The sequence below is a fragment of the Anoxybacillus gonensis genome, from assembly GCF_001187595.1.
Classification (GTDB): domain Bacteria; phylum Bacillota; class Bacilli; order Bacillales; family Anoxybacillaceae; genus Anoxybacillus; species Anoxybacillus gonensis.
In genome coordinates this window covers 1626512-1651673 of sequence record NZ_CP012152.1, presented here as the reverse complement: position 1 = coordinate 1651673, position 25162 = coordinate 1626512, and the positions used below count along the sequence as shown (strand labels likewise).

Below are 25162 nucleotides of genomic sequence, written 5' to 3'. Positions count from 1 at the left end.
TCGAGGGGGGAAACATATATGCCGCGGTTGTATACAGAGCAGCTTTCTGTTGGATATGGAGAACGCGTCATTGTTGATCGGCTAACTGTACATATTCCAGATGAAAAAATCACGACGATTATCGGCCCAAACGGTTGCGGAAAATCGACGTTGTTAAAAGCGATGACACGCATTATTCGTCATCAAGAAGGAGCAGTCATTTTAGATGGAAAACAAATTTCGCAAGAGCATACGAAACTGTTAGCGCAAAAAATGGCCATTTTACCGCAAACACCAGAAAGTCCGGGCGGTTTAACGGTCGGTGAACTTGTTTCGTACGGACGGTTTCCGTATCAAAAAGGATTCGGTCGGCTAACGAAACGAGATTATGAAGTCATTGATTGGGCGCTTGAAGTGACCGGAACGATCGAATTTAAACACCGTCCAGTTGATTCGCTATCAGGCGGTCAAAGACAGCGGGTATGGATTGCGATGGCGCTTGCGCAAGAAACAGACATTATTTTTTTAGATGAACCGACAACATATTTAGATATGGCGCATCAATTAGAAGTGCTCGAACTGTTACAACGTTTAAACCGCGAACAACAGCGCACAATCGTCATGGTGTTGCATGATTTAAACCAAGCGGCACGTTTTGCTGATTATATGATTGCGATGAAAGACGGAAAAATTGTTCAGGCGGGAACGTGCGAGCAAGTGATGACGCCTAACGTATTGCGAAAAGTGTTTCATATTGACGCGGAAATCGGTCGCGACCCTCGAACAAACAAGCCAATGTGTATCACATATCATTTAATTAAAGGAGATGCAGAACATGTTGAAAAAGCGAATGATGTCCATTCTACTTTTGTTCGTGCTCATCTTGAGTGCGTGCGGTAATCAAGCAGCAGAAAAAGAACAAGAGAAAGCGAAAAAAGAAGCCAACGAACCAAAAACGATGACGTATCAATCTGAAACAGGTCCAATCGAAGTGCCTACAAATCCGAAGCGCGTCGTTGTTTTGTCTTCGTTTTTAGCGGGTAGCGTGATGGCGTTAGACGTACCGATTGTTGGGGTAGATTCTTGGGCAAAAATGAACCCGCGTTATGAGCCATATTTAAAAGACGCAAAAGAAGTGACAGATGAAAGCTTAGAACAAATTATTGAGCTTGAACCAGATTTAATTATTGCTGCATCAACAAATAAAAACTTAGATAAGCTAAAAGAAATTGCGCCAACGGTGACGTACACGTATGGCAAAGTAGATTACTTAACACAACATTTAGAAATTGGTAAATTGTTAAATAAAGAAGAAGAAGCGAAAAAGTGGATCGAAGACTTTAAAAAACGTGCACAACAAGCTGGTGAGGAGATTCGCGCAAAAATCGGTGAAAATGCAACCGTTTCTGTCATTGAAAACTTCGACAAGCAATTGTACGTATTCGGCAACAACTGGGGCCGTGGGACAGAAATTTTATATCAAGAAATGAAATTAAAAATGCCAAAAGCAGTGGAAGAACATGCATTGAAAGACGGATATTACGCCATTTCACTTGAAGTGCTTCCACAATTTGCTGGGGACTATGTCATTTTCAGCAAAAACGCAGATGGAGACCTTTCATTTACAGAAACAGAAACGTACAAAAACATTCCAGCTGTGAAAAACAACCGCGTTTTTGAAGCGAATGCAAAAGAATTTTACTTTAACGATCCAATTACATTAGAATATCAGCTTGAGTTTTTCAAAAAACATTTTTTAGGTGAGTAATATAATTAAAGAGGAGTTCATCGCGAATTCCTCTTTCTTTATGTGAATGGAAAAGAGAGGGTGCGTATGCTGAAAAAATTTTTGTTCGCATGTGTTGCATTGTTTGTGACATTCGTTTGCTCCATTGTTATCGGAGCGGCGGATACGACAATCAAAGACGTCTGGCTAGCGATTACAGCGCCAGAGACAAACAAAATAGCGACGATGATTCACGAAGTTCGCCTGCCGCGTGAAACGGCTGCGGCTGTTGTTGGAGCCGCTCTCGCTGTAGCCGGAGCTGTGATGCAAGGGATGACCCGCAACCCTCTCGCTGATCCCGGACTCATTGGGCTAACCGCAGGGGCGAACGCTGCTTTAGCGATGATGTTTGCCTTTTTCCCTTCCGCAAACTATATCGAAACGGTGTTCGCTTGTTTTGGCGGGGCAGCGCTTGGAGGGTTGCTCGTTTTTAGCATTGGCGCAAAACAATTTTCACCGTTTCGCATCGTCTTAGCAGGAGCGGCGATTTCTACTTTTTTATACGCCGTCGCAGAAGGGATCGGACTTATATATAAAGTATCAAAAGACGTATCGATGTGGACGGCTGGCGGGATGATGGGTACAACGTGGCATGAGTTACAAATCGTTACGCCATTTATTTGTTTGGCGATGCTTATTGCTTTTTGGCAAAGCCGTCAATTAACGATTTTAAGTATGAGTGAAGAAGTAGCGGTCGGGCTCGGTCAACAACTGACGCGCGTAAAAACGATTCTTTTTTTCATTGTCATTATTTTAGCCGGTGCATCTGTAGCTCTTGTCGGAAATTTAGCATTTGTCGGCTTAATGATCCCACATCTTGTTCGTTTGTTTGTCGGAACGGATTATCGTTTCATTTTACCGATGAGCGCGATCGGTGGGGCGACATTTATGTTGTTTGCCGATACGATTGCCCGAACGATTCACGCACCGTATGAAACGCCTGTTGTAGCAGTTGTGGCGGTCATGGGGCTTCCGTTTTTTCTTTTCATCGTTCGTAAAGGAGGAAAAGGGTTGTGATCGTACCTCTACGAAAAAAACAACGCATCATTTTGCTCGTATTATTTACGCTCATTTGCATGACAGCGATCATCAGCATGGGGACAGGCTATTCTTCTTTATCTTTTGACCGATTGATCCCGGTGCTTTTAGGTGAAGGAACGTTTAAAGAACAATTCGTTCTTTTCTCCATTCGTTTGCCGCGCATCGCGATCACGTTGCTTGCGGGAATGGCTTTAGCGTTGTCTGGTGCCATTTTACAAGTTGTCATGCGCAATGACTTAGCCGATCCAGGTGTTATCGGTATAAACGCCGGAGCAGGTGTGGGAGTCGCCTTGTTCTTTTTATTTATTCCGATTCAAGCGGAATCATTTGCCTACATTATTCCGCTCGTCGCTTTTTTCAGTGCGCTACTGACAGCTATCCTCATTTATATGTTGTCATACAATAAGCAAACAGGACTTCAACCGATTCGTCTCGTGTTAATTGGAATCGGTTTTGCCACTGCGTTTTCAGGTTTAATGATCGTCCTCATTTCAGGAGCTGATCGAACGAAAGTCGACTTTATTGCAAAATGGTTAGCTGGCGGCATTTGGGGGCTCGATTGGGCGTTTGTTCTCGCATTGTTGCCGTGGCTTATTATTCTCGTTCCGTTCGTTTTATATAAAGCTCATCGCCTCAATGCATTGCAGTTAAGCGATTCGGTAGCGATTGGCATCGGCGTATCGCTCGATCGTGAACGGCTTGTTTTATTGCTTACAGCAGTGGCACTTGCGGCATCGGCCGTTTCTGTTACAGGGGGCATTGCATTCGTCGGTTTAATGGCGCCGCACATGGCTCGTGCGCTTGTTGGGCCGCGCAACGAGTTAAGTTTACCTGTTGCGATGTTAATGGGAGGGGCGTTGTTGCTGTTTGCTGATACAGTTGGACGCAACTTAATTGAGCCAGATGGTCTTCCGGCGGGTGTGCTCGTATCGCTCATTGGCGCGCCTTATTTCGTTTATTTATTATGGAAAAAGAAATAAACGTATGATAAGATATTTGTAAACTTTTCTTTTCATGAGGTTTGCAAAGGGGAGAGGGACATTGTGGGAAGAGTTGCAAACACATATAGAACAGCTCGAGAAAAAAGCGCAAAAACGAGCGTTAGTCAACGTGGAAAGCGATGGGTGTTTTATACGTATAGACGGACAACATGCATTTAATTTTTCGTCAAACAACTATTTAGGATTAGCGAATGACGAACGATTAATTCAAGCGAGTATGGAAGCAACGAGAACATACGGCGTTGGAGCAACCGCGTCCCGCCTTGTTGTCGGCAACCATCCGCTATACGAACAGGCAGAAGATGTGCTTATTCGTTGGAAAGGCTATGAAGCTGCACTCATCGTCAATAGTGGATACACAGCAAATGTCGGCATTCTTTCTTCTTTAGCAGGACGAGATGCGGTCATTTTCAGCGACAAATGGAATCATGCAAGCATTGTGGATGGCGCCATATTAAGCCGGGCAGAAGTCAAACGCTACCGTCACGCTGACATTGATCATTTAGAAACGCTATTAAAAAAGACAGACAAACATAAACGCAAACTGATCGTTACCGACACGATTTTCAGCATGGACGGCGACGTCGCTCCATTGCGCGAACTTGTTTCGTTAAAGGAAGCATACGGAGCGATACTCGTCGTTGATGAAGCGCATGCAAGCGGTGTATATGGAAAAAACGGAGAAGGAATGGCTCACGAATGTCAAGTGGCACAACATGTAGACGTACATATGGGAACTTTCAGCAAAGCGCTCGGTTCATATGGGGCTTATGTCGCTGGAAAGCGCGTGTTCATCGATTATTTGATAAACACGATGAGACCGTTTATTTTTACAACAGCGCTACCTCCAAGCGTACTTGGCGCCATTTATGCCGCGATTGACGTTGTACAAAAAGAGCCGGCACGGCGTTACCATTTATGTGCGTTAAGCGACCATTTTCGCACGCGTCTTCAACAGGCGGGGTTTCATATAGGTGAAAGTACGACGCACATTGTGCCCCTGATCGTTGGCGACAACGAACGGGCGCTAGCGTTTAGTGCCCGATTGCGCGAGCGTGGCATTTTCGCCGTGGCAATTCGTCCACCAACGGTCCCAGAAGGAACGGCACGCATTCGTTTTTCGCTCATGGCAACGATGACAAAACAACAAATCGATTGGGCGCTTGAGCACATTTGTGCAGTCGGAAAAGAAATGGGGTTGATCGCGTGAACGTGTTATTATTGCCAGGATGGGGGATGAAAGGAGAAGTGTTTACCCCGCTCATTCACGCGCTTCAGCCAAGCCATGTGACCGTCGTCGCATGGGAGCATATGCGTGATGTCGATCATTTTTTAGAGAAAGCAGAAGAAGCCCTAACCGTTCCATCTCTTGTGATCGGTTGGTCGCTCGGATCGCTCGTCGCTTTACAGCTTGCGATGCATGAACATGTTCAAGCGCTCGTATGTATCGGGGGAACGAGCCGATTTACGATGACAGACCATTATCGGATCGGTTGGCATGCGCGCGTGGTTGAACGAATGAAAGAACAATTGCTACGCCAGCCGGAAAAAACGATACAATCATTTATTGATATGTTATGGGGCGAGGAAGAGGCAGAGCCGTTCCCGTATATGTATCGTCATACGCCTGACTTGCTGCTCGGACTAGACTATTTACTCAACACAGATGTGCGCGACAAGCTGTCAAGCATTCGTGTTCCCCTATTACTTATTCACGGAGAATGTGATCGCATTTGTCCGCCGCAAGCCGCTCAATATATATACAAACGAACAAACGATTGTACATTTATGCTTATGCCAAATGTCGGACACGCCCCGCACGTCACGCAACCAAGCGTGTGCGCCCATTACATTGAAACGTGGTTAGGCGGTGGGAAAAATGATTGATAAACAATTGATGCAAAAGCGATTTAGCGAACGAGCAAATACGTACGACCAGTTCGCAAACGTCCAAAAAAAGATGGCGCACGAGTTAATGGCACGCATTTGTCGCCCGCCAAAAACAATTTTAGAAATTGGTTGTGGCACAGGATATTTGACAAAATTGCTGTATGACGCCTATCCACATGCACAGCTCACCGCTGTCGATATTGCCCCGGGCATGATTGAAGTCGCAAAAGAACGACTAGGGGATGCGCCGGTGACGTGGCTTTGTGCGGATGTAGAAGAAGTAACGCTACATGAAACGTACGATTTAATGATTTCGAATGCCACGTTTCAATGGTTCACAAATCCAAAACAAACGATCGCCAAACTCGCCGAACGAAGAAACGAAGGGGGACAACTTCTTTTTTCAACATTTGGCGACCGAACGTTTTACGAGCTGCATACATCGTTTGCTTATGCGTTAGCGAAACAACATATTCATGAACCGCTTCGCATCGGACCATCGTTTCCGACATTTCATGAGTGGCTGCATATGCATTCCCATGCGCGTGGCCACGAGCAGTTTGAAGTCGAATATTTTCCATCTGTGCGCGACTTTTTTTTATCGCTTCGCCATATTGGCGCAACGAATAGTACATCTGGTCGCTATTGTCAACGACCGTCTGTATTTAAAACAATGATGCATGAATATGAACAACGTTTTTCGGAACAAGGGTTTATTCGTGCGACATACCATTGCATTTGGATCGACATTAGTTAGGTAGCGTCATGTTTTTTCCGTAAAAAATTTCATCCATTTCTATGCGTAATTTTTGTGTAATGTCTTCTACTTCTTCTTTTGTGAGCTGATCTTTAGACAGCTCAAACAAATAGCTATCTAAATCAAAATCGCGCAATTTACATTTCGTATGGAAAATATGTTCTTGATACACATTCACATCAATCATATCGTATTGTTTGCGAATGTCGTCAGGAATGTAGTTTTGAATCGATGTAATATCGTGATCAATAAATAGCTTTTTCCCGGAAATCTCGCGTGTAAATCCGCGCACGCGATAGTCGATAATCATAATATCGGTCTCAAATGAGCGAATTAAATAATCAAGTGCTTTCAATGGTGAGATTTCCCCGCACGTGGCGACATCAATATCAGCCCGAAACGTGCTAATTCCATCGTTCGGATGATATTCGGGATATGTATGTACGGTAATATGGCTTTTATCAAGGGCACAAACGACCGCTTGTGGCACAGGCGGTTCTTCTTTTGGCACTTCAATCGGTCCTTCTGAAATGAGCATCGTCACACTGGCCCCTTGAGGAACGTAATCTTGTTTGGCGACATTTAAAATATGCGCGCCAATGATATCCGCCACATTTTTTAAAATGCTCGTCAACCGATCCGCATTATACACTTCGTCAATGTATGCAATGTAAGCTTCCCGCTCACTTGCGCTCTTTGTATAACAAATATCGTACATATTAAAACTAAGCGACTTTGTTAAGTTGTTAAATCCGTGTAGTTTCATGATGCATCTTCCTTTCTTTTTTCTTATGTTGCCCCGTTTATGCGAAAAAATTGTAACTTTGCTCACAAACTTATATAATGGGTGAAAAGATTGGAAGGAGGGATAAATGATGCATGCATCGCTTTCATCATTAGTTATTGTCATCGTTGCCGCGTTCCTCACGCCACTTTTATTGCATCGTTTTCGTCTGCACATGATTCCTGTCGTGGTGGCGGAAATTATTGTAGGGATTATCATCGGGAAGACAGGGTTCAATATTGTTGAACAAGATATGTGGCTCGAGACGTTATCGACGTTAGGGTTTTTGTTTTTAATGTTTTTAAGCGGGTTAGAAATTGATTTTTCTGCTTTCGCAAACAAAAAGAAGAGGAAGGGAGAAAAAGAGCCGAATGCGTTTTTCGTCGCTTCTATTATATTTGTCGGCATTTTTCTCGTTTCGCTCGGTCTTTCTTACACATTTGTTTGGTTCGGTTACATCGATAACGCCTTTTTAATGACGCTCATCATTTCGACCATCTCGCTTGGTGTTGTCGTTCCGACGCTGAAAGATGCGCAATTAATGAAGACAACCATCGGACAAACCATTTTATTAATTGCGGTTATTGCAGATTTAGTCACGATGGTGTTGTTAGCTGTTTTTGTATCGACGTATGATCCGAGCCATGGAAACACATGGTTATTGCTCGGTTTATTTCTCGTTGGTGTGTTGTTTTATTTTGCAGGGAAATATTTTAAAAAACGTTCGTTTATCGAAACGATGGCAAAAGGGACAATTCAAATTGGCACGCGCGCTGTATTTGCGCTTATTATCGTTCTCGTCGCGTTATCAGAAACGCTTGGTGCTGAAAACATTTTAGGAGCGTTTCTTGCCGGGGTGCTCGTTTCTTTATTGGCGCCAAATCAAGATTTCGTTCATAAGCTTGACTCATTTGGCTACGGCTTTTTTATCCCGATTTTTTTCGTGATGGTTGGTGTCAATTTAGACTTGCGCCCGTTGTTTACACAATTTGATATTTTATTGCTTATTCCACTTTTATTTATCGCACTTGTCATTTCTAAAGTCGTTCCGGTGTATATGTTACGCATTTGGTACGATCGAAAGACAACGCTTGCGGCAGGCTTTTTACTCGTCTCGACGCTTTCACTCGTCATCGCTGCTGCAACGATCGCAGAGCGAATGGGAATGATTGATGAAAATATGAAAGGGGCGTTAATTTTAGTCGCTGTACTCACGAGCGTCGTTTCACCAATTATGTTTAAAAAATTATATCGAGTGGAAAAAGAGGATCGGAAAAAAGTTGTCAAACTCATCGGGACAAATCAATTTACACTTGCGGCTGTTCGCGATTTGCGTGCCGATGAATATGAACCGACATTGTACCATATTCGCCAAGATAAAATTGAACAAACGGAACATATTTTCCCGATTGTCGATATCGATGATTATTCATTCGAAACGTTACAAGCACATGAGGCACTAACAGCTGACGTTGTCGTCGTTTTGACAGGTAACGAACAGACGAACGCCCAAATCGCCACGTGGGCAAAACAACAAGGGGCTTCACGCGTCATCGCCTTCGCCGAGTCCCCATCCATTGTCCAACAATTAAAAGACGTTGGCGTTGAAACCATTTCTCTCGCCCTATCAGCCGGAGCGATGTTAAAAGCATTTATTGAATCACCAAACGTTGTCCATATGTTGACACACCGCGACATCACATTGCATGAAATAGAAATGAACAACCTTGCTTATCACGGTGTGCTCCTTCGCCAATTCCCATTTCTCGGCGACTGCATCATCGTCCGCATTTTCCGTGGGCACGAATCGATCGTTCCACACGGAGACACCGAAATGCGCATCGGCGACCGCATGATCGTCACCGGATCGGAGGAATATGTAAAAGAATTGCGCGAGCTGTTAGAGGGGGAGTATCATTGATCTCGCTAAATGTCAATAATGAAATAAACGGACGGTTTCCATTCAGGAAGCCGTTTTCTTTTTAACCGCATATTTTTTTCATATATGGAAATGATATATTGCTGAAAAAATATAAGGCAGGGTTGAATGAAATGAGTGATCAGACGATTTCTCCAAAGCAAGTAATCATTGTTTTTATGTTAAGTGTTGGGCTTGTAAATCATGTAATGGTTATACCTGTTTTGCTAGAGGTCGCTGGTCGGGATGCATGGGTGTCTATTTTAGTAACCGCAATTTTGTATACGATATGGCTACTTTTCCTTTATCGAATCATTAAGAAAATGAATGGACAAACTTTTTTTGAATGGGTTAGTCAGCGAATGGGGAGATTTATTGCTTGGGCTTTTTGCATCATGATCGCTTTATTTCTTTTTTTAATGATGTCTGTCACTATAAAAGATACGTTAACATGGACAATTACATCGTACTTTCCGCAAACACCTATTTTTATTTTAAGTGTACTATTTGTACTTATCACTTATATCTGTGTATCTTCGAATATTCAATCATTGGCTATTGCTGCAGGCGTTATTTTATTTTTCGTCGTGATTCTCGGTTTTTTTGTAATGACAACTAATTTTTTATACAAAGACTACACGCGGTTATTTCCTATTTTCGAAAAGGGTATGCTTCCGATGTTAAGAGGAGTGGCATATAGTGCAGGGGGACTCGTTGAACTTGCTTTACTAATATTTTTACAACAAAGAATAAAGCCGACTATTCAGTTTAAAAATATATGGATATTAGGAATGATTTTAGTCGGATTGACATTAGGGCCGCTTATGGGTAGTATTACCATTTTTAATGTGTCAGAGGCGGTAAATCAAAGGTATCCGGCATATGAACAATGGCGGATGTTACAAATCGGAAAGTATATTTCGCACGTTGATTTCTTCTCTATCTATCAATGGTTATCAGGATCACTTATTAGAGTGTGTTTTATTTTGTTTGTGATAGTAGATCTTTTTCCTTTGCAGACGCCTTATCAAAAATGGTTACTTCGTATCACCTGTGCTTTTTTAGTGATGGTTTCACTTATTCCTATTGGAGATGCTCAATTCTATGAGTTTGTTCGTCATATATATTTTCCCATGTCGTTATGCTTTTTTATTACTCTTTCTGTTTTTATAGGATTGCTTACCATAACTAAAAAAGGATGATAAAAAATGAAAAACGAGGTATTAAAAGAAGCTAATATAGGAAAACTGATAAACTTTTTCTCAAAATATGATGATGTGAAAGTATATACTGTGCGCGAAGCGATTGTGATCTATTGTGAATCAGTAGTTGATAAAGAATATTTGAATAAGAATATTGTGCCATTCATTTTAGCGGTTATAGAAGGGGAAGAGTGGAAGCAGGTAATTGAGCTTGTTCAAGGGGAGATGCTACCTTTGACAATTACATTGCATGAATTATCAGAACATGTTTTGGATGGATATGTAATTTTTTATTTACCAAGACAAATGCATGTCATGGCAATTAATGTAGCAAATAAGCCGAAGCGTGCAGTCGATGAATCGAAATCAGAAATTGCCATACGTGGTCCACGCGAAGGATTTGTTGAGGATTTAGAGACAAATATAGCCCTTTTGCGCAAACGTTTAAAGTCGACTCATTTGTGCTATAAAAAATTCACTGTCGGTACGAAGTCAAAAACGCTAGTTGCTTTGCTATATATGGAAGATATTGTGAATAAACAAATTTTGAAGGAAGTAATAAAAAGAATTGAAAACATTGATTTTGATGGCGTTTATTCAACTACTCAGTTCGAGTGTTTAGTGGAAGATGATCCTGCTTCAATCGTTCCGATGATTGCTGATTCTACACGACCAGATTTTGTTGCACAGGCGTTATTGAAAGGGAGATTTGCTATTTTAGTTGAAGGTAATCCTACAGCTATTGTTGGTCCGACAAATTTAACTTTTTTACTTAAGTCTCCAGAAGACCTTCATTTTCCTTATTACATTGTTTCGTTTAGTCGTCTCTTTCGCTTGATTGGGTTGATTATCGCTGTGTTTTTGCCGGGTTTTTGGACAGCGCTTATTTCTTACCATCAAGATCAGATTCCTTTTCCACTTCTGGCGACTGTTACAATGGCAAGATTAGGTCTTCCATTTCCAGCTCCGATGGAGATTATTGTTGTATTTACATTGTTAGAACTATTTCGAGAGGCAGGAGCACGGCTGCCGTCCTCGATCGGTCAAACGTTAACGGTAGTAGGAGGATTAATTATTGGTGATGCAGCAATACGTGCTGGTTTCATTTCACCATCTGTCGTTGTTATTGTTGCACTTTCTACGTTGGCTAGTTATACGATTAGTAATCAAGTTTTAGCAGGGTCAGTTACTCTTTTAAGAATGGGATGTTTGATTTTATCTGCTTCTTTAGGTTTGTTTGGATTTTTTTCGTCTTTTTTTATTATTGTTATTTATTTGGCACGGTTGCGCTCATTTGGTGTTCCGTATTTGTTGTTATTGAGTTCATATGGGTTAACTTGGAGAGAAGCGGTACAAACGCTTTTGCATCCGATGACTCATTTTTCGAATTATCGCCCATTATTTTTGAAGAAAGCGCAGCATCAAAGGGGGGAGGGTGAATGAGAACTAGTTTATTTTTCTTTATTATTTTTAGCTTATCTTTTCTTTTAAGTGGGTGTTGGAATATAAAAGAAATTCAAGATATTAATTATGTGACAGCGATCGGTATTGACTTCGATGAAGAGAAAAAAGAGTTCGTTGTTTTTGCACAAGTTCTTGATTTTTCAAATGTCGCCAAGTTAGAAGGCGGGTTTCCAGAAAAATCTCCTCCCATTTGGATTGGAAAAAGAAATGGGAAAACGATCCAAGAGGCTGTTGATGCGTTAACAAAAGAGGCGCAGCAACGTCTTTTTTGGGGACATATTTCTGCCATTGTTTTATCTGAACGTGTACTGAAAACGAACTTAAAGCAAGCAATTGACTTTGTGAATCGCTATCGAGAAGTTCGTTATAATATTTGGTTATTTAGCACGAGAGAAAAAATTGATCGTATTTTCCAAGCTAAATCTTTTTTTAAATTATCTGCCCTATCAAATATTTTACATGAACCTAACGAATTGTACAGGCAGTATTCTGTCATTCGACCTGTACGTTTTTTTGAATATTTAGCAGATGCATCAACAACTAAAAAAACGGTGTACATTCCTTCGTTAAGTCTCTCTACAAAAACTTGGCAGTCGGACAATCAACGGAAACCTTTATTAAAAATATCAGGTGCTCATTTTTTAATTGACCATCATCTACAAGGATGGTTATCGGAATCGAAGTTATTAGGTATGCGTTGGCTCGATCAAAAGATGGAAAAATCATCAGTCATTGTTGTTGAAAATGATGAACCACTTGCTTCTGTCACAGTTGAAAACTTGCGTATTTCAATAAGAACAAAAGGGAAACAAATATTTCTACATATAAGTGGCAAAGGGATTATGAATGAAAAAATAAAAGAAATTTCTTTAAAAAAAATAAAACATAAAACAGAGAGCATTATCGAAGGGGAAATATGGAATACGTATCGTGAAGGCTTAAATATTTATGCAGATGTACTTAATGTAAATGGATGGTTAGATAATAACAAAATAGTAGGGAGAAAAACAATCATTTTTCCTTATGAAATGGGAGATGTTTCTGTTCATATTAACATCATTAGCACAGGCAAATTGAAAAATTCATGACTACGATACATTTCGTAAAACAATAATGGATAGCATTCATCAAGCAAATGGCATGTCCTTCCCAACAAATAAGTGCTTTCTCATGAAAGAGATATTTAGTAAAATATGTAATAGATAAAGGACAGAGATAGGAGAGGATCATGATGCCTGTTTATAATAAACTTGTTCGTGACAACATTCCACAAGTCATCGAAGCAGCTGGGAAGACATGTACAACGCGCACGTTAAGTGATGAAGAGTATCGGCAACAGTTGCGGAAGAAGGCGTTTGAGGAGTTGGAGGAATATATGAACGCACCGGATGATGTGACGGCTGTGGAGGAGTTGGCGGATTTGTTAGAAATCGTACATGCACTTGCCGAATGCCATGGAGCGACAATCGAGCAAGTCGAAGCAATTCGTGCATCGAAAGCCGAGAAACGAGGCGGATTTAAGGAAAAAATTTTCTTAATTGAGGTACATGATGAGTAAAATCGAGTTTGTCAAAGGTCGTCTAATTGAAAAGTTAACTGAACAGATTGAAACGGCTTCCACGATTTACATATTGACGTCGTTTGTGATGAAGTCGGGGGTCGATATAATAAAAGAGCCGTTAAAAAAAGCGGCTGAACGAGGAGCCGATATTAAAATTTGTGCTGGGGATTATTTATATGTCACACAGCCAGACGCGTTACGTGAACTCATAGCGATCCACCCGAATATCGAAATTCGTTTATGGAAAAGCGAGGGCATTTCTTTTCATCCGAAAGCGTATTTGTTTGAACATGAAAATGACGGCTATTTTATTATCGGTTCTTCCAATTTATCGCGTTCTGCGCTAACGAGCGGTGTAGAATGGAATATCGGCATACATAAATGTGTGGAAGAACGTGTGTTTGCGGAAGTGATGAATGAGTTTTTAACTCTTTTTTATGCTGAACAAACGGTGCAAGTGAACGAGGAGACAGTAAAAGACTATGAAAAGCAATACGCTGATTACCACCAACGTCATGCAAATCTCGTGCGACAATGGACAAAGTTAGAAGAATTAGAATTTATGCTTCCTATTGAAACGGAACAAGAAACAGAAATCATTCATGATGAAAAAGTACCGTACGGGGTGATTCAGCCACGCTTTGCGCAAGTTGAAGCACTCGCCCAATTGGAAGCAACATATGCCGAAGGATACGATCGCGCGATGGTCGTCATGGCGACGGGGTTAGGAAAAACGTATTTAGCTGCTTTTTTCGCTCAAAAGTTTCAAAGAGTGCTATTTATCGCCCATCGCGAAGAAATTTTGCATCAGGCAAAACGGTCATTTGCGCAAGTTCTTCCACATAAGACGTTTGGCATTTATGATGGAAAAGCGAAAGAAGGACAAGCAGATGTCGTTTTTGCATCTATTTTTACGTTAAGCATGAAAAAGCATCTTGAAATATTTGCACAAGATGCGTTCGATTTAATTGTTGTCGATGAATTTCATCATGCGGCGGCGAAGTCTTATGAGCGTGTGCTTGCCTATTTCCAGCCAAAGTTTTTACTTGGCATTACAGCTACGCCTGACCGTAATGACTATAAAGACGTATATGCCATTTGCGACGGAAATGTGGCGTATCGCATCGATTTTATCGAAGCCGTACAGCGAGGGTGGCTTGCGCCATTTCGTTATTATGGCGTATATGATGATACAGATTATACGAAAATCGCATGGCGCGGCAATCGCTATGATGAAGAACAACTATTGCAAGTACAACTTCGTGAAGAAATGGCAGAACGTATTTTGCAAGCTTGGGAGAAGTACAAACAGACGAAAACGCTCGTGTTTTGCTCTTCCATTCGCCAAGCCGATTTTTTAGCAAATTATTTCAACGAACACGGCTACCGTACCGTTAGCTTGCATTCTAAACAAGTACATATCACGCGTACGGAAGCGATTTCGTTGCTCGAAAAAGGTGAATTAGACGCGATTTTTACTGTCGATTTATTTAATGAAGGTGTCGATATTCCAGCGGTTGATACGTTATTATTCGTTCGTCCAACGGAATCACTCACAATATTTACGCAACAAGTTGGGCGTGGCTTGCGTCTCCATCCAGCCAAACAGTATTGCGTCATTATTGACTTGATCGGGAACTACCGCAATGCCGATGTCAAACTCGCACTATTTGATACAGAAAAAGAAGAAAAAAGAAAACAAAAATCTACTATTCCTGTTGTTCCAGACGGATGTGTTATTGACTTTGATGTTCGTGTCGTTCACTTATTGGAGGAAATGCGTCGAAAACGGCAACCGCGCAAAGAAAAATTGCTCATTGACTATTATGACGTCAAACAACAACTCGGCCGCCGCCCGACGTATCTTGAACTTCACTTGCACGGCCGCAGCATCGCAAAAGAATATCGCGATGAGTTTAAATCGTACGTGGGGTTTCTTTATTGGGCGGATGAATTGTCCGAACGCGAAAAAGAAGTGTTTTTAAAGTACGAATCATGGCTTGTCGAAGTTGAGCGAACAACGATGACAAAAAGCTACAAAATGGTCGTTTTGCAGGCGATGCTAAACCGCGGGTCGTCACGCTGGCACTTGCCAATGACGCCGAACGAAGCCGCGCCATTTTTCCATCAATACTTTATGGAGAAAGACTATCGAAAACGTATCGACTTCTCCGACGGCGAAACGAAACGCCTATGGCAATACGACGAACAAAAAGTGGCGAAACTTATCGCCAAAATGCCGATGACAAAATGGAGCGGCAGCTCAAATGGACTCATCTCGTTTGAAAACAACGTCTTCTCACTAACCTTTTCCATCGCACCAGAAGACGAACATCTATTGTACAAATGGACGCAAGAAATTTGCGAGTATCGGTTGCATGTGTATTTTGAGAGGAGAGGTGGAGAGAAGAGTTAAAAGCTGTAATAGTACAAGTTCCTTTTCGAACAAAGCTATTTTTTGTTTGAAAAGGAGTGCATTTGTAAAATTTATACAAGTAATAAAATTTAAAGTCTACTATGTTTTGGTAAATTACACTGTCGGATTTAGCTCACAATATAGGACTTGGCACTATGATGATTGTAGTTGTGCAATACTGGAAGATGAATTTTTTTCTTCTGCTAATCAAGTATGCTTCGTATCAATTATCGAATAGTCAAATTTCTATGTTAAGGAATTAGATAAGTGATATGCAACGAGCCTATGACATTACATCGAATGAGATAGAGGTAAACAAAAAACGAGAGTCTATGCTGTGAAACTAAGCAAACGAATTTGAATTGTTGAAAGTAAATCATGGGAAGCGGGTGGTTGATCGTGAAGATACAATCTTTGGAACTCTATCATTTCAAAAACCATACATATGCTCATTTCGAATTCAAGGATACGAATCATTTTTTTGGAGATAACTTTACTGGTAAAACATCAATTGGGGATGCGATTGTGTTTGCCTTGTATGGAGTAACAAAGCACGGTTTTAAAACATACGTCCATGACTTTGTTCAAATAGGGAAAAAGTCGCTGTCTGTTAAAATAGTTGTACAATTAAACAATGCCACTTTAGAAATTGAACGCTCCATCAATGGAAATAAAGAAACACTGCTTCTAAACAAAAACACCACAACTCAGAAACAACTCTCGAGGTTAATTGGAGATCATTCTGCTTTTATTTATAGTTTTTTTTCAGATGTGTTTCCAGAACAAGAAAAAAAAAACAGCACGTGAATTTCTCATCTCGTTACTCCCTAACAAAAATGAAGTAGACGTTACAATAGCGCATTTAGAAGCTAAAATAAAAAGTCTACTTGCGCAAGAGAAAAAGCTTAAACAAAACATTACTTATTACTATGGGCAACTTAATCTTCTAGAAAACGAGTTTACCGCTTTTTCCGACTCAATGTATAATAAATCATACGACATGAGCAAGGTTGAAGCAGAGATAAGCAACTATGAACATCATTTAAAAACATTACTAAAGAGCAAGGAAAAATTGAATATAGTTAGAACTTCTTTTGAAAAACAAATCCAGGAAATCGATGTACGGTATGAACATATGCAAAAATACAACGAACTGAAGGTAACCGAACCATGTCCGTTTTGTAAACAACCGTTAGCTCGTGAATATTTGTCCTTGCTTAATGAAAACAATCTTTCAAAAAAGATGCTTCTCGCACGTAAGGATCAATTGGAACAAAAAGAGCGGGAACTGACTGGTCAGTTGGCTGAGTTAGAATTGGAAATTGAACGATTACAAGTCGAGATTCAAAAACGAAAAGGACTCATTGATCAACATAAAATGATTGAAAATCAACAAACTCTTCAAAAAAATTTGCAGCAAAAGAAAAGCGAGATTGTGGAAAGCATTCAGAAAAGGGAACTACTCATCAAAAACATTAAATCCGAAATTAAATTAGCAAAACACCAGCTTGCGCATGTTTTTGAAAGCATACAAGATACAATTAATGAAAAATTGACAAATACAAAAATTGTTCTTTTTAAGCAGTTAAAAAACGGAGAGTTGCGTCCTGATTTTCAAATACTTTACAATGACAAGCCGTACCGTATTTTATCGTATAGTGAAAAGATGAGATGTATGATTGAAATTTCATCTATTTTTCGGCACTTTACGAATGTCACATATCCGATTTTTATTGATAACTTAGAGAGCATTACTCATTTAAATCCGCCTGCAACTCAAATTTTTACAGCGAGTGTAAAGAAAATGGCACCTCTTCAATTGTACTCCAAATAGTGGGGGTATGTAGAAAACAATCCTTTTATTCATTTTTCTAGCCACAACTTGCTTATTTTATATTATAATGGTACAAAAATCCTATTTTCCACTGGAGCTGGTTTAGATGGCGTACACGATTCCGGAAACGATTCGTTCGAGTGCGACGGCGGGGGAGCGATTGTTGTTTCGAACGCTAAAAACATATTTGCCAGATGACTATATTGTCTACTATGAACCGGAGATTCGAGGAAGACGTCCGGATTTTGTCATTATTGGCCCTGATTTAGGGCTTGTTGTGCTTGAGGTAAAAGATTATACATTATCGACATTGCTTCATTTGAATAATGATGAATGGACGATTGTAAGTAGTGCTGGTGAGCAGGCGACGGTAAAAAGCCCGTTTAAGCAAGCGAGAGATAATGCGTTTCACATTGTGGATGCGTTAAAAAAAGATAAAAATTTAGTTCACTTAGAAGGGAAATATCAATTCCAGCTGAAATTTCCTTATGGCTATGGAGTTGTGTTTACGCGAATTTCGCAAAAAGATTTAGTGAAAAAGCAGTTGTATCCCGTTGTTGATCCGAATTTTTGTTTGTTGCGTGATGAAATTGATCCGGACAAAGAAACGTTTAGCGAAGAAGTGTTGTTTGAAAAAATATGCAATATGTTTGTCGTTCCGTATCGTTTGCGAACGCCGTTGACGAAAGAGGAAATCGATGCGATTCGTTATCATCTTTTTCCAGAGGTGCGCATCAGTGCGGAGTTTCGTCCACCAATGCCATATCAAGATCAAGTGCTTTTATCTCTTCACGACATTAAAGCGATGGATTTGCACCAAGAAAATCTCGCAAAGCAGCTCGGAGATAAAAACCGTTTGATTCGTGGAGTGGCAGGAAGCGGAAAGACGCTTATTTTAGCTAGTCGAGCAAAGCTGTTGGCGAAACAACATCCCGATTGGAAAATTTTAATTTTGTGCTATAATATTTCGCTTGCGCAAGGGATTCGACAAATGCTCCACCATATGTTACATGAACCAGATTCGTTATTTGATTTTGACTTTACGAAAAAAGATGGGATGGCGAAAACGGTAGGCGATCAAATTATTGTCCGTAACTTTCATGAATGGTTGAAACATGATTTAAAAATATCAGAACAACAAATTCCGTATATATTAGAGAAAATAGATAAAAAAGAAGCCATTTTGCCAATGTATGATGCTATTTTAGTTGATGAAGGACAAGATTTTTCTTCGGACTGGTTGGCGCTGATTAGTAAATTATTAAATCCAGCAACAAAATCGCTTCTTCTTGTAGAAGATCGAGCACAAACAATTTATAAACGAAAACGATCGTATGTACAAGATACAGGATTAAGTTTTCAAGGACGTTCTAAGGTGTTGACGATTAATTATCGAAATACGGCACAAATCGTGAAATTTGCATGGGATTTTTATCGTGAGCATTCGGTACTAAGCAATAAAGTGGCTCAACGCGAGTTTGAAGGGGAAATTATCGCCCCGCAAAGTACGCGGCGGAAAGGGCCGGAGCCGGCAATTGTAAAAGCAACGAACTTTGGGGAAGAGATGAAATTTGTTGCGAAGCAAATGAAACGATTGCGTGAAGAAAGAAACGTGCCGTATTCCGAAATGCTTATTTTGTATCGAGTGAAACGAACGCATAAACAAAACATCATCGATGTCATCAAGCGAACGTTGGAAAAAGAGCAAATCCCTTATTATTGGCTCGCGGAAGATGAAACAACAAAGCGAAAATTTTCCCGCGATGAAGAAACCGTTAAAATTAGCACAATTGAAAGTAGTAAAGGACTTGATTTTCAAGCGGTGTTTATTGTCAATGTGGACAACATGCCATTTGCACTCGAAGAAGACCGTGAACGGGAAGTATCGTTATTGTATATCGGCATGACAAGGGCGAAAGAATACTTATGTTTGTCTTATTCAGGAGAGTCCGAATTCACACGGTATTTCGAGCAAATTCGCACGAGCAGATTGCAGAAGAAAAAGGAAGAAAACGTAAATGGTTCGTAACTTTGTTCTTTTGAAAGGAGAATTTCATGAGACGATCCGAAATAACCTTAGATACATTATACGACCGCGAAGAACAACTTCTTGAAGAGCTAAATAGCGGTGAGGCAAAAGATTGGGTTTATTATGAAATTGTCGATGTGTATGAGAAAATGGTCCGTTACTTATCCCGTTGTTCAGCAGAGGAAAAAGAGGAACATGGGTTTGAGTATGTGAAAAAACAGCTTGTGAGTTATTTGATTCATTATGGAACATATTTGAAAACACAGCTTAGAAAAGACGAGCGTGTGGCGAAAACAGCGTTTCAAAAAGCGTTGAGATATGATTCGGAAAATCCGATTGCCTATTATCGTCTCGGGTTTTTAACGTATAACGAACAGCGCTACACAGAGGCGCTTCGTTATTTTGAACAAGCGCTTGAATATCAAAAGACGTATTCAAATCGCGAGTTTTGTTTAAATGAACGGCAGCTATATTATGCGCATCTTTATTTGGCGAATAGCGCCTTGTTTATCGCGGAAAAAACGTATCAATCAGTAGCGCAATTTCCTGATTACATAAGTGATCAAGAGAAACCTGCGGAACTTTCGTTTTTGCATGAATGGTTGCAGCGAAATGAAAACATTTTAACGATGCAAGCATTTACGAAATGGACGGCGAGCGGAAAAGAATATTGTTCAAAAGAACAATGTGAACAAGTGATGATGAATCCCCCTAAAAATACAGTCGTTCTTTATTTTTCCGATCGCGAAAATGTTGTATCGTATCACGGTAGCGAAGTATGTTTGCCACGCGATCCTTCGGAAATGCTTTGTTATTTTTTAGTGGAAACAAACAAAGAGCGTCCGGCAACGAAATATGATATGGAGGTATTTTTCCAATCGAGACGGAATGGGGACATTCCTACAAATACGTTCGTTCAAAAAGTAAAGCGTCTTCGGGAAAAGCTAGGCCGTATTGGAGTACCTCCGACCCTCGACTCATGCCCATGTCGAGGGGAAACGGCCTACTATTATAACGGGCTTGTCGATTATATCATTATGTATCGCAGTGATTATACGTTTATGTTTGACGATGAATGGTGATGACATGTGTGTCATCGCTCTTTTTTTATATTGAACTTGTAAATAACGAAAAGGAGTGATGACGCCATGAAAACGTGGAACCAATTATTTATTCGTCAAGGTTTTATTTTAGAGGAAAAAAGTCCAAATGAGTTTATTTGCACAAATGAGAAAAAAGAAAACGTCGAGTTTTTATTGAAAAGTTTGGACGTAGCGAATGTCGATTATACGTTTTGGAACGATGTATTAACGATTGATAATCCGCCGATTAGCGAAAAACAATGGTTAGAAGCAGTGGATTTTCGTGGGCGCGGAGTTAGCGAGATAATAGGGCTAGAAGAGCCGAAAGTGTTTGAGTTGGATACGTATATTAGTGGCGTGATTCGTGAGTTAAACCGTCTTGGCTTATATACTATTGCTTGTTGTGATGGCCATGAGAAGAGACAACCACATATATATTTTCATAAAGAAACAAACATGGAGAAAGTCATGAAGTTGTTCCGTGCGCTGCGCGTCAATGTTCATTTATCACAGTCTCGTTCTCATCGGGTGGCGTTTCGGATGAACAGAGAGCAGCTTCTTGATCTCGCGGAGAACATGCGGAAAGTACAAATCGATTGGTTAGAACAAGAAGAACAATATATTCAAAAAATGGTTTTCCTTCAAGAGCTTGAACAATTGCTTAGCGTCTCAGGGGAAAGTGGCAATGAAGAAGACATTCGCGCTGTCGTGTATGAAAAACTGAAGCCATATGTCGATCATATCACAGTGGATCGATATGGGAATTTGCTGGCGCAAAAGACGTACAAAACAGGACGCGGACCGACGATTTTGTTGAACGCTCATTTAGATACGGTAGAAGCATTTGCGCCAGGAAGAACAATTGTGAAACAAGGAGCGATTTGGTCAAGTAGTGAAGGAATTTTAGGAGCGGATGATCGCGCTGGGGTGGCTGTGTTGCTTGAAATTGCGAAATGGCTTGACACATCTTCGTTTAACGGAACGATAAAATTTGTTTTTACCGTAGAAGAAGAGTGCGGACTTGTTGGAGCGCGGAATCTAGAGGAATATTTTTTATGGGACGTTGATGCAGCGATTGTTGTTGATCGGCGGGGAAGTGGGGATATCGTCACATCATGTAGCACCATTCAGCCGTTTTGCGATATTCGCTACGGACAGTTTTTTGAACAAGTAGCTCGTGACATTGGATTAACTCATTGGACATGTACGGCTGGTAGAAGTAGCGATACGAGAATTTGGGCAGAACATGGCATTCAAAGCGTAAACTTATCTGCAGGATATGAGTGGGAACATACAGACGACGAAATATTAAATACGGATGCTTGTTATGGAACGGTGCAACTCATTCAAGCAGTGCTTAATCAATGGCGAGACTTTTCAACAATGTTGCGCAATTTGCGTCGTGGTGATCGAAACGATGTATGTTATGTTGGTCGAAATGATTTACGTCGTGTCGATCGAAAAGTTGTCAAAGTGGAAAGAGTGTCAAAAGTGAAATCGAAGCAGATGGAATGATCGATTTTGCGTTATGAAAAGGACGTCGCTTAGGCGTCCTTTTTTGGTACCATGAAAAGTTTAGCAAATAAATTTAATGACCGTATGTCCTGTTTATGAAAATTTATAGTAAAATGGAAAAAAGTATTCAAAAGGCGAAAGTATGTTTCAAAAAGAAAGGAAGATGTGTATGAAAAGTTTACTTTTTTGGGCGCTTATCGGTGCAAGTATTGGAGTTTTTCTAAACGTAGTGCATGCCCAACTTCCTAAGTCGATCGAAATTGGCATAATTATTTTGATTGTGATGGGGATTGGTTGTTATCATATGTATATTCTTTTTTGGACAAAAAACGTGAATTTAGTTGAAGGTTATGTGAAAAAAAGAATAAAACATCCATATTATGCATTAACGAGAGCATTAGTACATAAGCAGTTTGAACAAGCTGAACAATATGCCGAACAACTAAAGAAAGGTTATGAAGAAGCCAAAAAGCTAGCCCTTGTCCATATATACATAGAGAAGGGAGAATTAGAGGAGGCCGAACGTGTGGCGAATGATATTCAAAACGAGACAGCCCGTTATTATAATCAAGCATTGATTGCCCTGTTGCGAGGACAGGAAGATCGGTTCGAGAATTTGAAACAGAAAGTAAAAAAACACCCTTTTTGTTATGTATTAGAAGCGGAAAGGGCGTTTCGAAATGGCGATCAAAAAGAAGCTGAGCGATATGGAAATCTAGCCATTTCTACTTCACGTGGACTTCAACGGTATGTGCTTGTTCGTTCGTTAGAACACCAACAAAATCATCCAAACCGCCAAACGTTTTTCTAATTAACATAGTCGATATAAATTAGTGAGTAAGGATGATACAGACGCATGTACATAAACAACGTATTTGCACAAATTGTGTTTAGTCTTTTATCTTTCCTGCTTGGGATTAGCGGGATTTTTAGACTAACTGATCCGACGGGCTCATTTGACCGAGTACTCGGCTTGCTTCTTGTCGTATTCGGTTTTCCAGGTGCTTTTATAGGCATAAAAAAGTGGTGGGAAGATCGGAAGCTAAGAAAAAAGCAGAAAAGATAGCAAATACACTATAATAAAAACATGTGGAAAGGAGTGTATTTATGTGAGCCATTCATTGGAAAACTACAAAGAATCAATTGTTTTGTCATATCAATATGCGTTTCGCTTATTGCTTCATTTGAAAAATGTCATTGCTGCTTCTAAGCAAATTCCAGCGGAAGATGAGTTAATGAAAGAAGTATATCGAGATTCAATCGTAAAGAAATATGAAATTCTCGAAGATCAACTTTGGAAGTTGTTGTCGAAAATTTTTAAAGCGTCTGGGTTAGAATTACACAGTCCGAGGGCGTGCTATCGGCAAGCTTTTAAAGAAGGATGGATTGAACATATTGACATATGGAACGATATGTTAAGTTCTCGTAATGCAACGGCACATGTATATAATGAAGAAGATTATGAGCAAATTAAGCAAAAAATTGTTGATGAATACGTCCAACCAATTGAAGCGCTGTTGCAAAAAATTAAAGAAGAAGTGATCGATCGTGACAACATATGGAATTAGCCGAAACGTATTTGAACGCTTATTGGCATATTTTCGAAGTGAAGAAGAGATCCAACGAGTTGTTTTATTCGGTTCGCGGGCAAAAGGGACGGCGCGTTACAACTCCGATATTGACTTGTGCATTGATTATACAGGAAAGCAAAAATGGAAAGTCATTGATGCAATCGATGAAATTGTTGGCATTTATTCGTTCGATGTGCTGTTTTTTGATTCATTGAATAAAGAGATCGCGCGGCAAATTGATCGTGACGGAATCGTTATTTATGAGAGATGAGCTGATATATCGGTTATGTCAAAAGGAGAAAATGTAAAAATGAATAAACCTAACTTATTTTCGTACGCCACAAGTGAGCTATCACAAGATGCTTTTTTATGCTGGTTAATGAATTGGGCAAGTCATGAATTTTCCGAGATAAATCCACCATTGCATGACATAGGGAAAAAATTTATTGAGGCGATATTTCGCAAGCATGGGCAATCTTGTCCAAACATCGAGCACATTTCCATTACTAGACAGGTCGACGGTTTAGATATATTAGTTGTTATCAATCACAAATATGCCATTCTCATTGAGGATAAGACATATACTCGAGATCACACGAATCAACTCGCGCGATATCGTGTGGCGGTAGAAAAGCGAGGGTATCATCATCAACTTCCTATCTACTATAAAATAGGTAATCAAAGCAATTACGATACAGTGGTAGCAGCAGGGTACAAGCCGTTTTTAGGGAAAGATATGTTAGCGATTTTACAAGAGGGATATAAACGAAACATCACAGATTCCATATTCAATGACTATTATCAACATTTGTTATCGATTGAAGAAGCTTATAACAAATACAAAACAGCTCCTTTACATGAATGGAAAGGGCTTGCATGGCAAGGGTTTTATGGTGAACTTCAAAACGCTGGTATTTTAGGGGAGTGGGATTATGTTTCTAACCCACAAGGTGGTTTTTATGGATTTTGGTGGCATTGGAAAAACGGAGGTGATTGTCAGCTCTATTTGCAACTAGAACAAGAAAAATTATGTGTTAAAATTGAAGTAGCTGACAAAGAAAAAAGGGCGTATCTTCGTACGAATTGGTGCCAGAAAGTGCTCGAGAAATCGAGGGATTTTCAACTACATGTGAAGAAGCCAAGTCGATTCGGAAACGGAAGATATATGACGGTGGCAGTTTTAGAAAACTATATAATAGCAAACAAAGATGGGATACTTGATTTGACAAGTACGATCGATGTTCTTAGACGTGCTGAAAAATTGCTTGATGCATTAACAGTTGTTCATACTAACCAATAAAAAAGCAGGGGAGACGATCGTCCACCTGCTTT

23 protein-coding genes are annotated in these 25162 nt (G+C 40.2%); 22 read left to right on the top strand and 1 reads right to left on the bottom strand.

All coding sequences use genetic code 11. The features are described from left to right. The first annotated feature begins 18 nt into the window (after positions 1–18). The 7 genes from AFK25_RS08600 (at position 19) to bioC (ending at position 6454) form a co-directional block, all read left to right on the top strand. A complete protein-coding gene (locus tag AFK25_RS08600) occupies positions 19–879 on the top strand; it encodes an ABC transporter ATP-binding protein (RefSeq protein ID WP_035067007.1) in 861 nt (286 codons plus the stop codon). Next, positions 815–1747: an iron-hydroxamate ABC transporter substrate-binding protein gene (locus tag AFK25_RS08595; protein ID WP_420806283.1), complete on the top strand. Its 933-nt coding sequence runs from the start codon at positions 815–817 to the stop codon at positions 1745–1747. The genes AFK25_RS08600 and AFK25_RS08595 overlap by 65 nt, the downstream gene beginning before the upstream one ends. Positions 1748–1813: 66 nt before the next feature. After that, positions 1814–2782, top strand: a complete 969-nt coding sequence (locus tag AFK25_RS08590; RefSeq protein WP_009373606.1) for a FecCD family ABC transporter permease — start codon at positions 1814–1816, stop codon at positions 2780–2782. Next, on the top strand, positions 2779–3786 hold the full coding sequence (locus AFK25_RS08585; protein WP_019417569.1) for a FecCD family ABC transporter permease: 1008 nt from the start codon (positions 2779–2781) through the stop codon (positions 3784–3786). Before AFK25_RS08590 ends, AFK25_RS08585 begins: the two co-directional genes overlap by 4 nt. Before the next feature lie 61 nt (positions 3787–3847). Next, positions 3848–5017 (top strand): 8-amino-7-oxononanoate synthase, encoded by a 1170-nt coding sequence (gene bioF, locus AFK25_RS08580; protein WP_035067010.1) that lies wholly within the window; start codon positions 3848–3850, stop codon positions 5015–5017. Then, positions 5014–5694, top strand: coding sequence for an alpha/beta fold hydrolase (locus AFK25_RS08575; protein WP_035067012.1), 681 nt, complete (start codon positions 5014–5016; stop codon positions 5692–5694). The genes bioF and AFK25_RS08575 overlap by 4 nt, the downstream gene beginning before the upstream one ends. After that, positions 5687–6454, top strand: a complete 768-nt coding sequence (bioC, locus tag AFK25_RS08570) for a malonyl-ACP O-methyltransferase BioC (protein WP_026011644.1) — start codon at positions 5687–5689, stop codon at positions 6452–6454. The genes AFK25_RS08575 and bioC overlap by 8 nt, the downstream gene beginning before the upstream one ends. On the opposite strand, the gene speD is transcribed toward bioC, so the two are convergent. Then, positions 6447–7220 carry an adenosylmethionine decarboxylase gene (gene speD, locus AFK25_RS08565; RefSeq protein ID WP_035067014.1) on the bottom strand — a complete coding sequence of 258 codons (774 nt, stop codon included), beginning with the start codon at positions 7218–7220 and terminating at the stop codon, positions 6447–6449. The two genes, bioC and speD, sit on opposite strands and share 8 nt — an antisense overlap. A 109-nt stretch (positions 7221–7329) precedes the next feature. On the opposite strand from speD, the gene AFK25_RS08560 reads away from it, so the two are divergent. From AFK25_RS08560 to AFK25_RS08485, 15 genes are all read left to right on the top strand, one after another. After that, positions 7330–9159, top strand: a complete 1830-nt coding sequence (locus AFK25_RS08560) for a monovalent cation:proton antiporter family protein (protein ID WP_035067079.1) — start codon at positions 7330–7332, stop codon at positions 9157–9159. 131 nt (positions 9160–9290) lie between these two features. Continuing rightward, the gene (locus AFK25_RS08555; protein ID WP_049720939.1) at positions 9291–10358 is read left to right on the top strand and encodes a GerAB/ArcD/ProY family transporter; all 1068 of its coding nucleotides are present in this window, start codon (positions 9291–9293) and stop codon (positions 10356–10358) included. 6 nt (positions 10359–10364) lie between these two features. Beyond that, on the top strand, positions 10365–11801 hold the full coding sequence (locus tag AFK25_RS08550; protein ID WP_049720890.1) for a spore germination protein: 1437 nt from the start codon (positions 10365–10367) through the stop codon (positions 11799–11801). Further along, positions 11798–12910, top strand: coding sequence for a Ger(x)C family spore germination protein (locus AFK25_RS08545; RefSeq protein ID WP_049720889.1), 1113 nt, complete (start codon positions 11798–11800; stop codon positions 12908–12910). The genes AFK25_RS08550 and AFK25_RS08545 overlap by 4 nt, the downstream gene beginning before the upstream one ends. Positions 12911–13053: 143 nt before the next feature. Further along, a complete protein-coding gene (locus AFK25_RS08540; RefSeq protein WP_035067090.1) occupies positions 13054–13380 on the top strand; it encodes a nucleoside triphosphate pyrophosphohydrolase in 327 nt (108 codons plus the stop codon). Next, positions 13373–15799 carry a DEAD/DEAH box helicase family protein gene (locus tag AFK25_RS08535; RefSeq protein ID WP_035067016.1) on the top strand — a complete coding sequence of 809 codons (2427 nt, stop codon included), beginning with the start codon at positions 13373–13375 and terminating at the stop codon, positions 15797–15799. The genes AFK25_RS08540 and AFK25_RS08535 overlap by 8 nt, the downstream gene beginning before the upstream one ends. 399 nt (positions 15800–16198) lie before the next feature. After that, on the top strand, positions 16199–16606 hold the full coding sequence (locus AFK25_RS08530) for an AAA family ATPase (RefSeq protein ID WP_035067018.1): 408 nt from the start codon (positions 16199–16201) through the stop codon (positions 16604–16606). Beyond that, complete coding sequence (locus tag AFK25_RS08525) at positions 16530–17633, top strand: coiled-coil domain-containing protein (RefSeq protein ID WP_240483447.1); 1104 nt, start codon at positions 16530–16532, stop codon at positions 17631–17633. The genes AFK25_RS08530 and AFK25_RS08525 overlap by 77 nt, the downstream gene beginning before the upstream one ends. A gap of 106 nt (positions 17634–17739) precedes the next feature. Next, positions 17740–19662 carry a 3'-5' exonuclease gene (locus AFK25_RS08520; RefSeq protein ID WP_035067020.1) on the top strand — a complete coding sequence of 641 codons (1923 nt, stop codon included), beginning with the start codon at positions 17740–17742 and terminating at the stop codon, positions 19660–19662. Between the two features lie 26 nt (positions 19663–19688). After that, the gene (locus AFK25_RS08515; RefSeq protein WP_035067022.1) at positions 19689–20744 is read left to right on the top strand and encodes a tetratricopeptide repeat protein; all 1056 of its coding nucleotides are present in this window, start codon (positions 19689–19691) and stop codon (positions 20742–20744) included. 66 nt (positions 20745–20810) lie between these two features. After that, the gene (locus tag AFK25_RS08510; protein ID WP_035067024.1) at positions 20811–22259 is read left to right on the top strand and encodes a M20/M25/M40 family metallo-hydrolase; all 1449 of its coding nucleotides are present in this window, start codon (positions 20811–20813) and stop codon (positions 22257–22259) included. A gap of 169 nt (positions 22260–22428) precedes the next feature. After that, on the top strand, positions 22429–23070 hold the full coding sequence (locus AFK25_RS08505; RefSeq protein WP_240483449.1) for a tetratricopeptide repeat protein: 642 nt from the start codon (positions 22429–22431) through the stop codon (positions 23068–23070). Between the two features lie 298 nt (positions 23071–23368). Beyond that, positions 23369–23827: an HI0074 family nucleotidyltransferase substrate-binding subunit gene (locus tag AFK25_RS08495; RefSeq protein WP_009362348.1), complete on the top strand. Its 459-nt coding sequence runs from the start codon at positions 23369–23371 to the stop codon at positions 23825–23827. After that, on the top strand, positions 23808–24101 hold the full coding sequence (locus tag AFK25_RS08490; RefSeq protein WP_035067028.1) for a nucleotidyltransferase domain-containing protein: 294 nt from the start codon (positions 23808–23810) through the stop codon (positions 24099–24101). The genes AFK25_RS08495 and AFK25_RS08490 overlap by 20 nt, the downstream gene beginning before the upstream one ends. 39 nt (positions 24102–24140) lie before the next feature. After that, complete coding sequence (locus AFK25_RS08485) at positions 24141–25130, top strand: PD-(D/E)XK nuclease family protein (RefSeq protein WP_035067030.1); 990 nt, start codon at positions 24141–24143, stop codon at positions 25128–25130. The last annotated feature ends 32 nt before the right edge of the window (positions 25131–25162 follow it).

What these genes read in the sequence shown, in the direction of transcription:
- AFK25_RS08600 (WP_035067007.1), top strand. Translation starts at nt 19, where the DNA reads ATGCCGCGGTTGTATACAGAGCAGCTTTCTGTTGGATATGGAGAACGC.
- AFK25_RS08595 (WP_420806283.1), top strand. Translation starts at nt 815, where the DNA reads ATGTTGAAAAAGCGAATGATGTCCATTCTACTTTTGTTCGTGCTCATC.
- AFK25_RS08590 (WP_009373606.1), top strand. Translation starts at nt 1,814, where the DNA reads ATGCTGAAAAAATTTTTGTTCGCATGTGTTGCATTGTTTGTGACATTC.
- bioC (WP_026011644.1), top strand. Translation starts at nt 5,687, where the DNA reads ATGATTGATAAACAATTGATGCAAAAGCGATTTAGCGAACGAGCAAAT.
- speD (WP_035067014.1), bottom strand. Translation starts at nt 7,220, where the DNA reads ATGAAACTACACGGATTTAACAACTTAACAAAGTCGCTTAGTTTTAAT.
- AFK25_RS08560 (WP_035067079.1), top strand. Translation starts at nt 7,330, where the DNA reads ATGCATGCATCGCTTTCATCATTAGTTATTGTCATCGTTGCCGCGTTC.
- AFK25_RS08555 (WP_049720939.1), top strand. Translation starts at nt 9,291, where the DNA reads ATGAGTGATCAGACGATTTCTCCAAAGCAAGTAATCATTGTTTTTATG.
- AFK25_RS08550 (WP_049720890.1), top strand. Translation starts at nt 10,365, where the DNA reads ATGAAAAACGAGGTATTAAAAGAAGCTAATATAGGAAAACTGATAAAC.
- AFK25_RS08545 (WP_049720889.1), top strand. Translation starts at nt 11,798, where the DNA reads ATGAGAACTAGTTTATTTTTCTTTATTATTTTTAGCTTATCTTTTCTT.
- AFK25_RS08540 (WP_035067090.1), top strand. Translation starts at nt 13,054, where the DNA reads ATGCCTGTTTATAATAAACTTGTTCGTGACAACATTCCACAAGTCATC.
- AFK25_RS08535 (WP_035067016.1), top strand. Translation starts at nt 13,373, where the DNA reads ATGAGTAAAATCGAGTTTGTCAAAGGTCGTCTAATTGAAAAGTTAACT.
- AFK25_RS08520 (WP_035067020.1), top strand. Translation starts at nt 17,740, where the DNA reads ATGGCGTACACGATTCCGGAAACGATTCGTTCGAGTGCGACGGCGGGG.
- AFK25_RS08515 (WP_035067022.1), top strand. Translation starts at nt 19,689, where the DNA reads ATGAGACGATCCGAAATAACCTTAGATACATTATACGACCGCGAAGAA.
- AFK25_RS08510 (WP_035067024.1), top strand. Translation starts at nt 20,811, where the DNA reads ATGAAAACGTGGAACCAATTATTTATTCGTCAAGGTTTTATTTTAGAG.
- AFK25_RS08505 (WP_240483449.1), top strand. Translation starts at nt 22,429, where the DNA reads ATGAAAAGTTTACTTTTTTGGGCGCTTATCGGTGCAAGTATTGGAGTT.
- AFK25_RS08485 (WP_035067030.1), top strand. Translation starts at nt 24,141, where the DNA reads ATGAATAAACCTAACTTATTTTCGTACGCCACAAGTGAGCTATCACAA.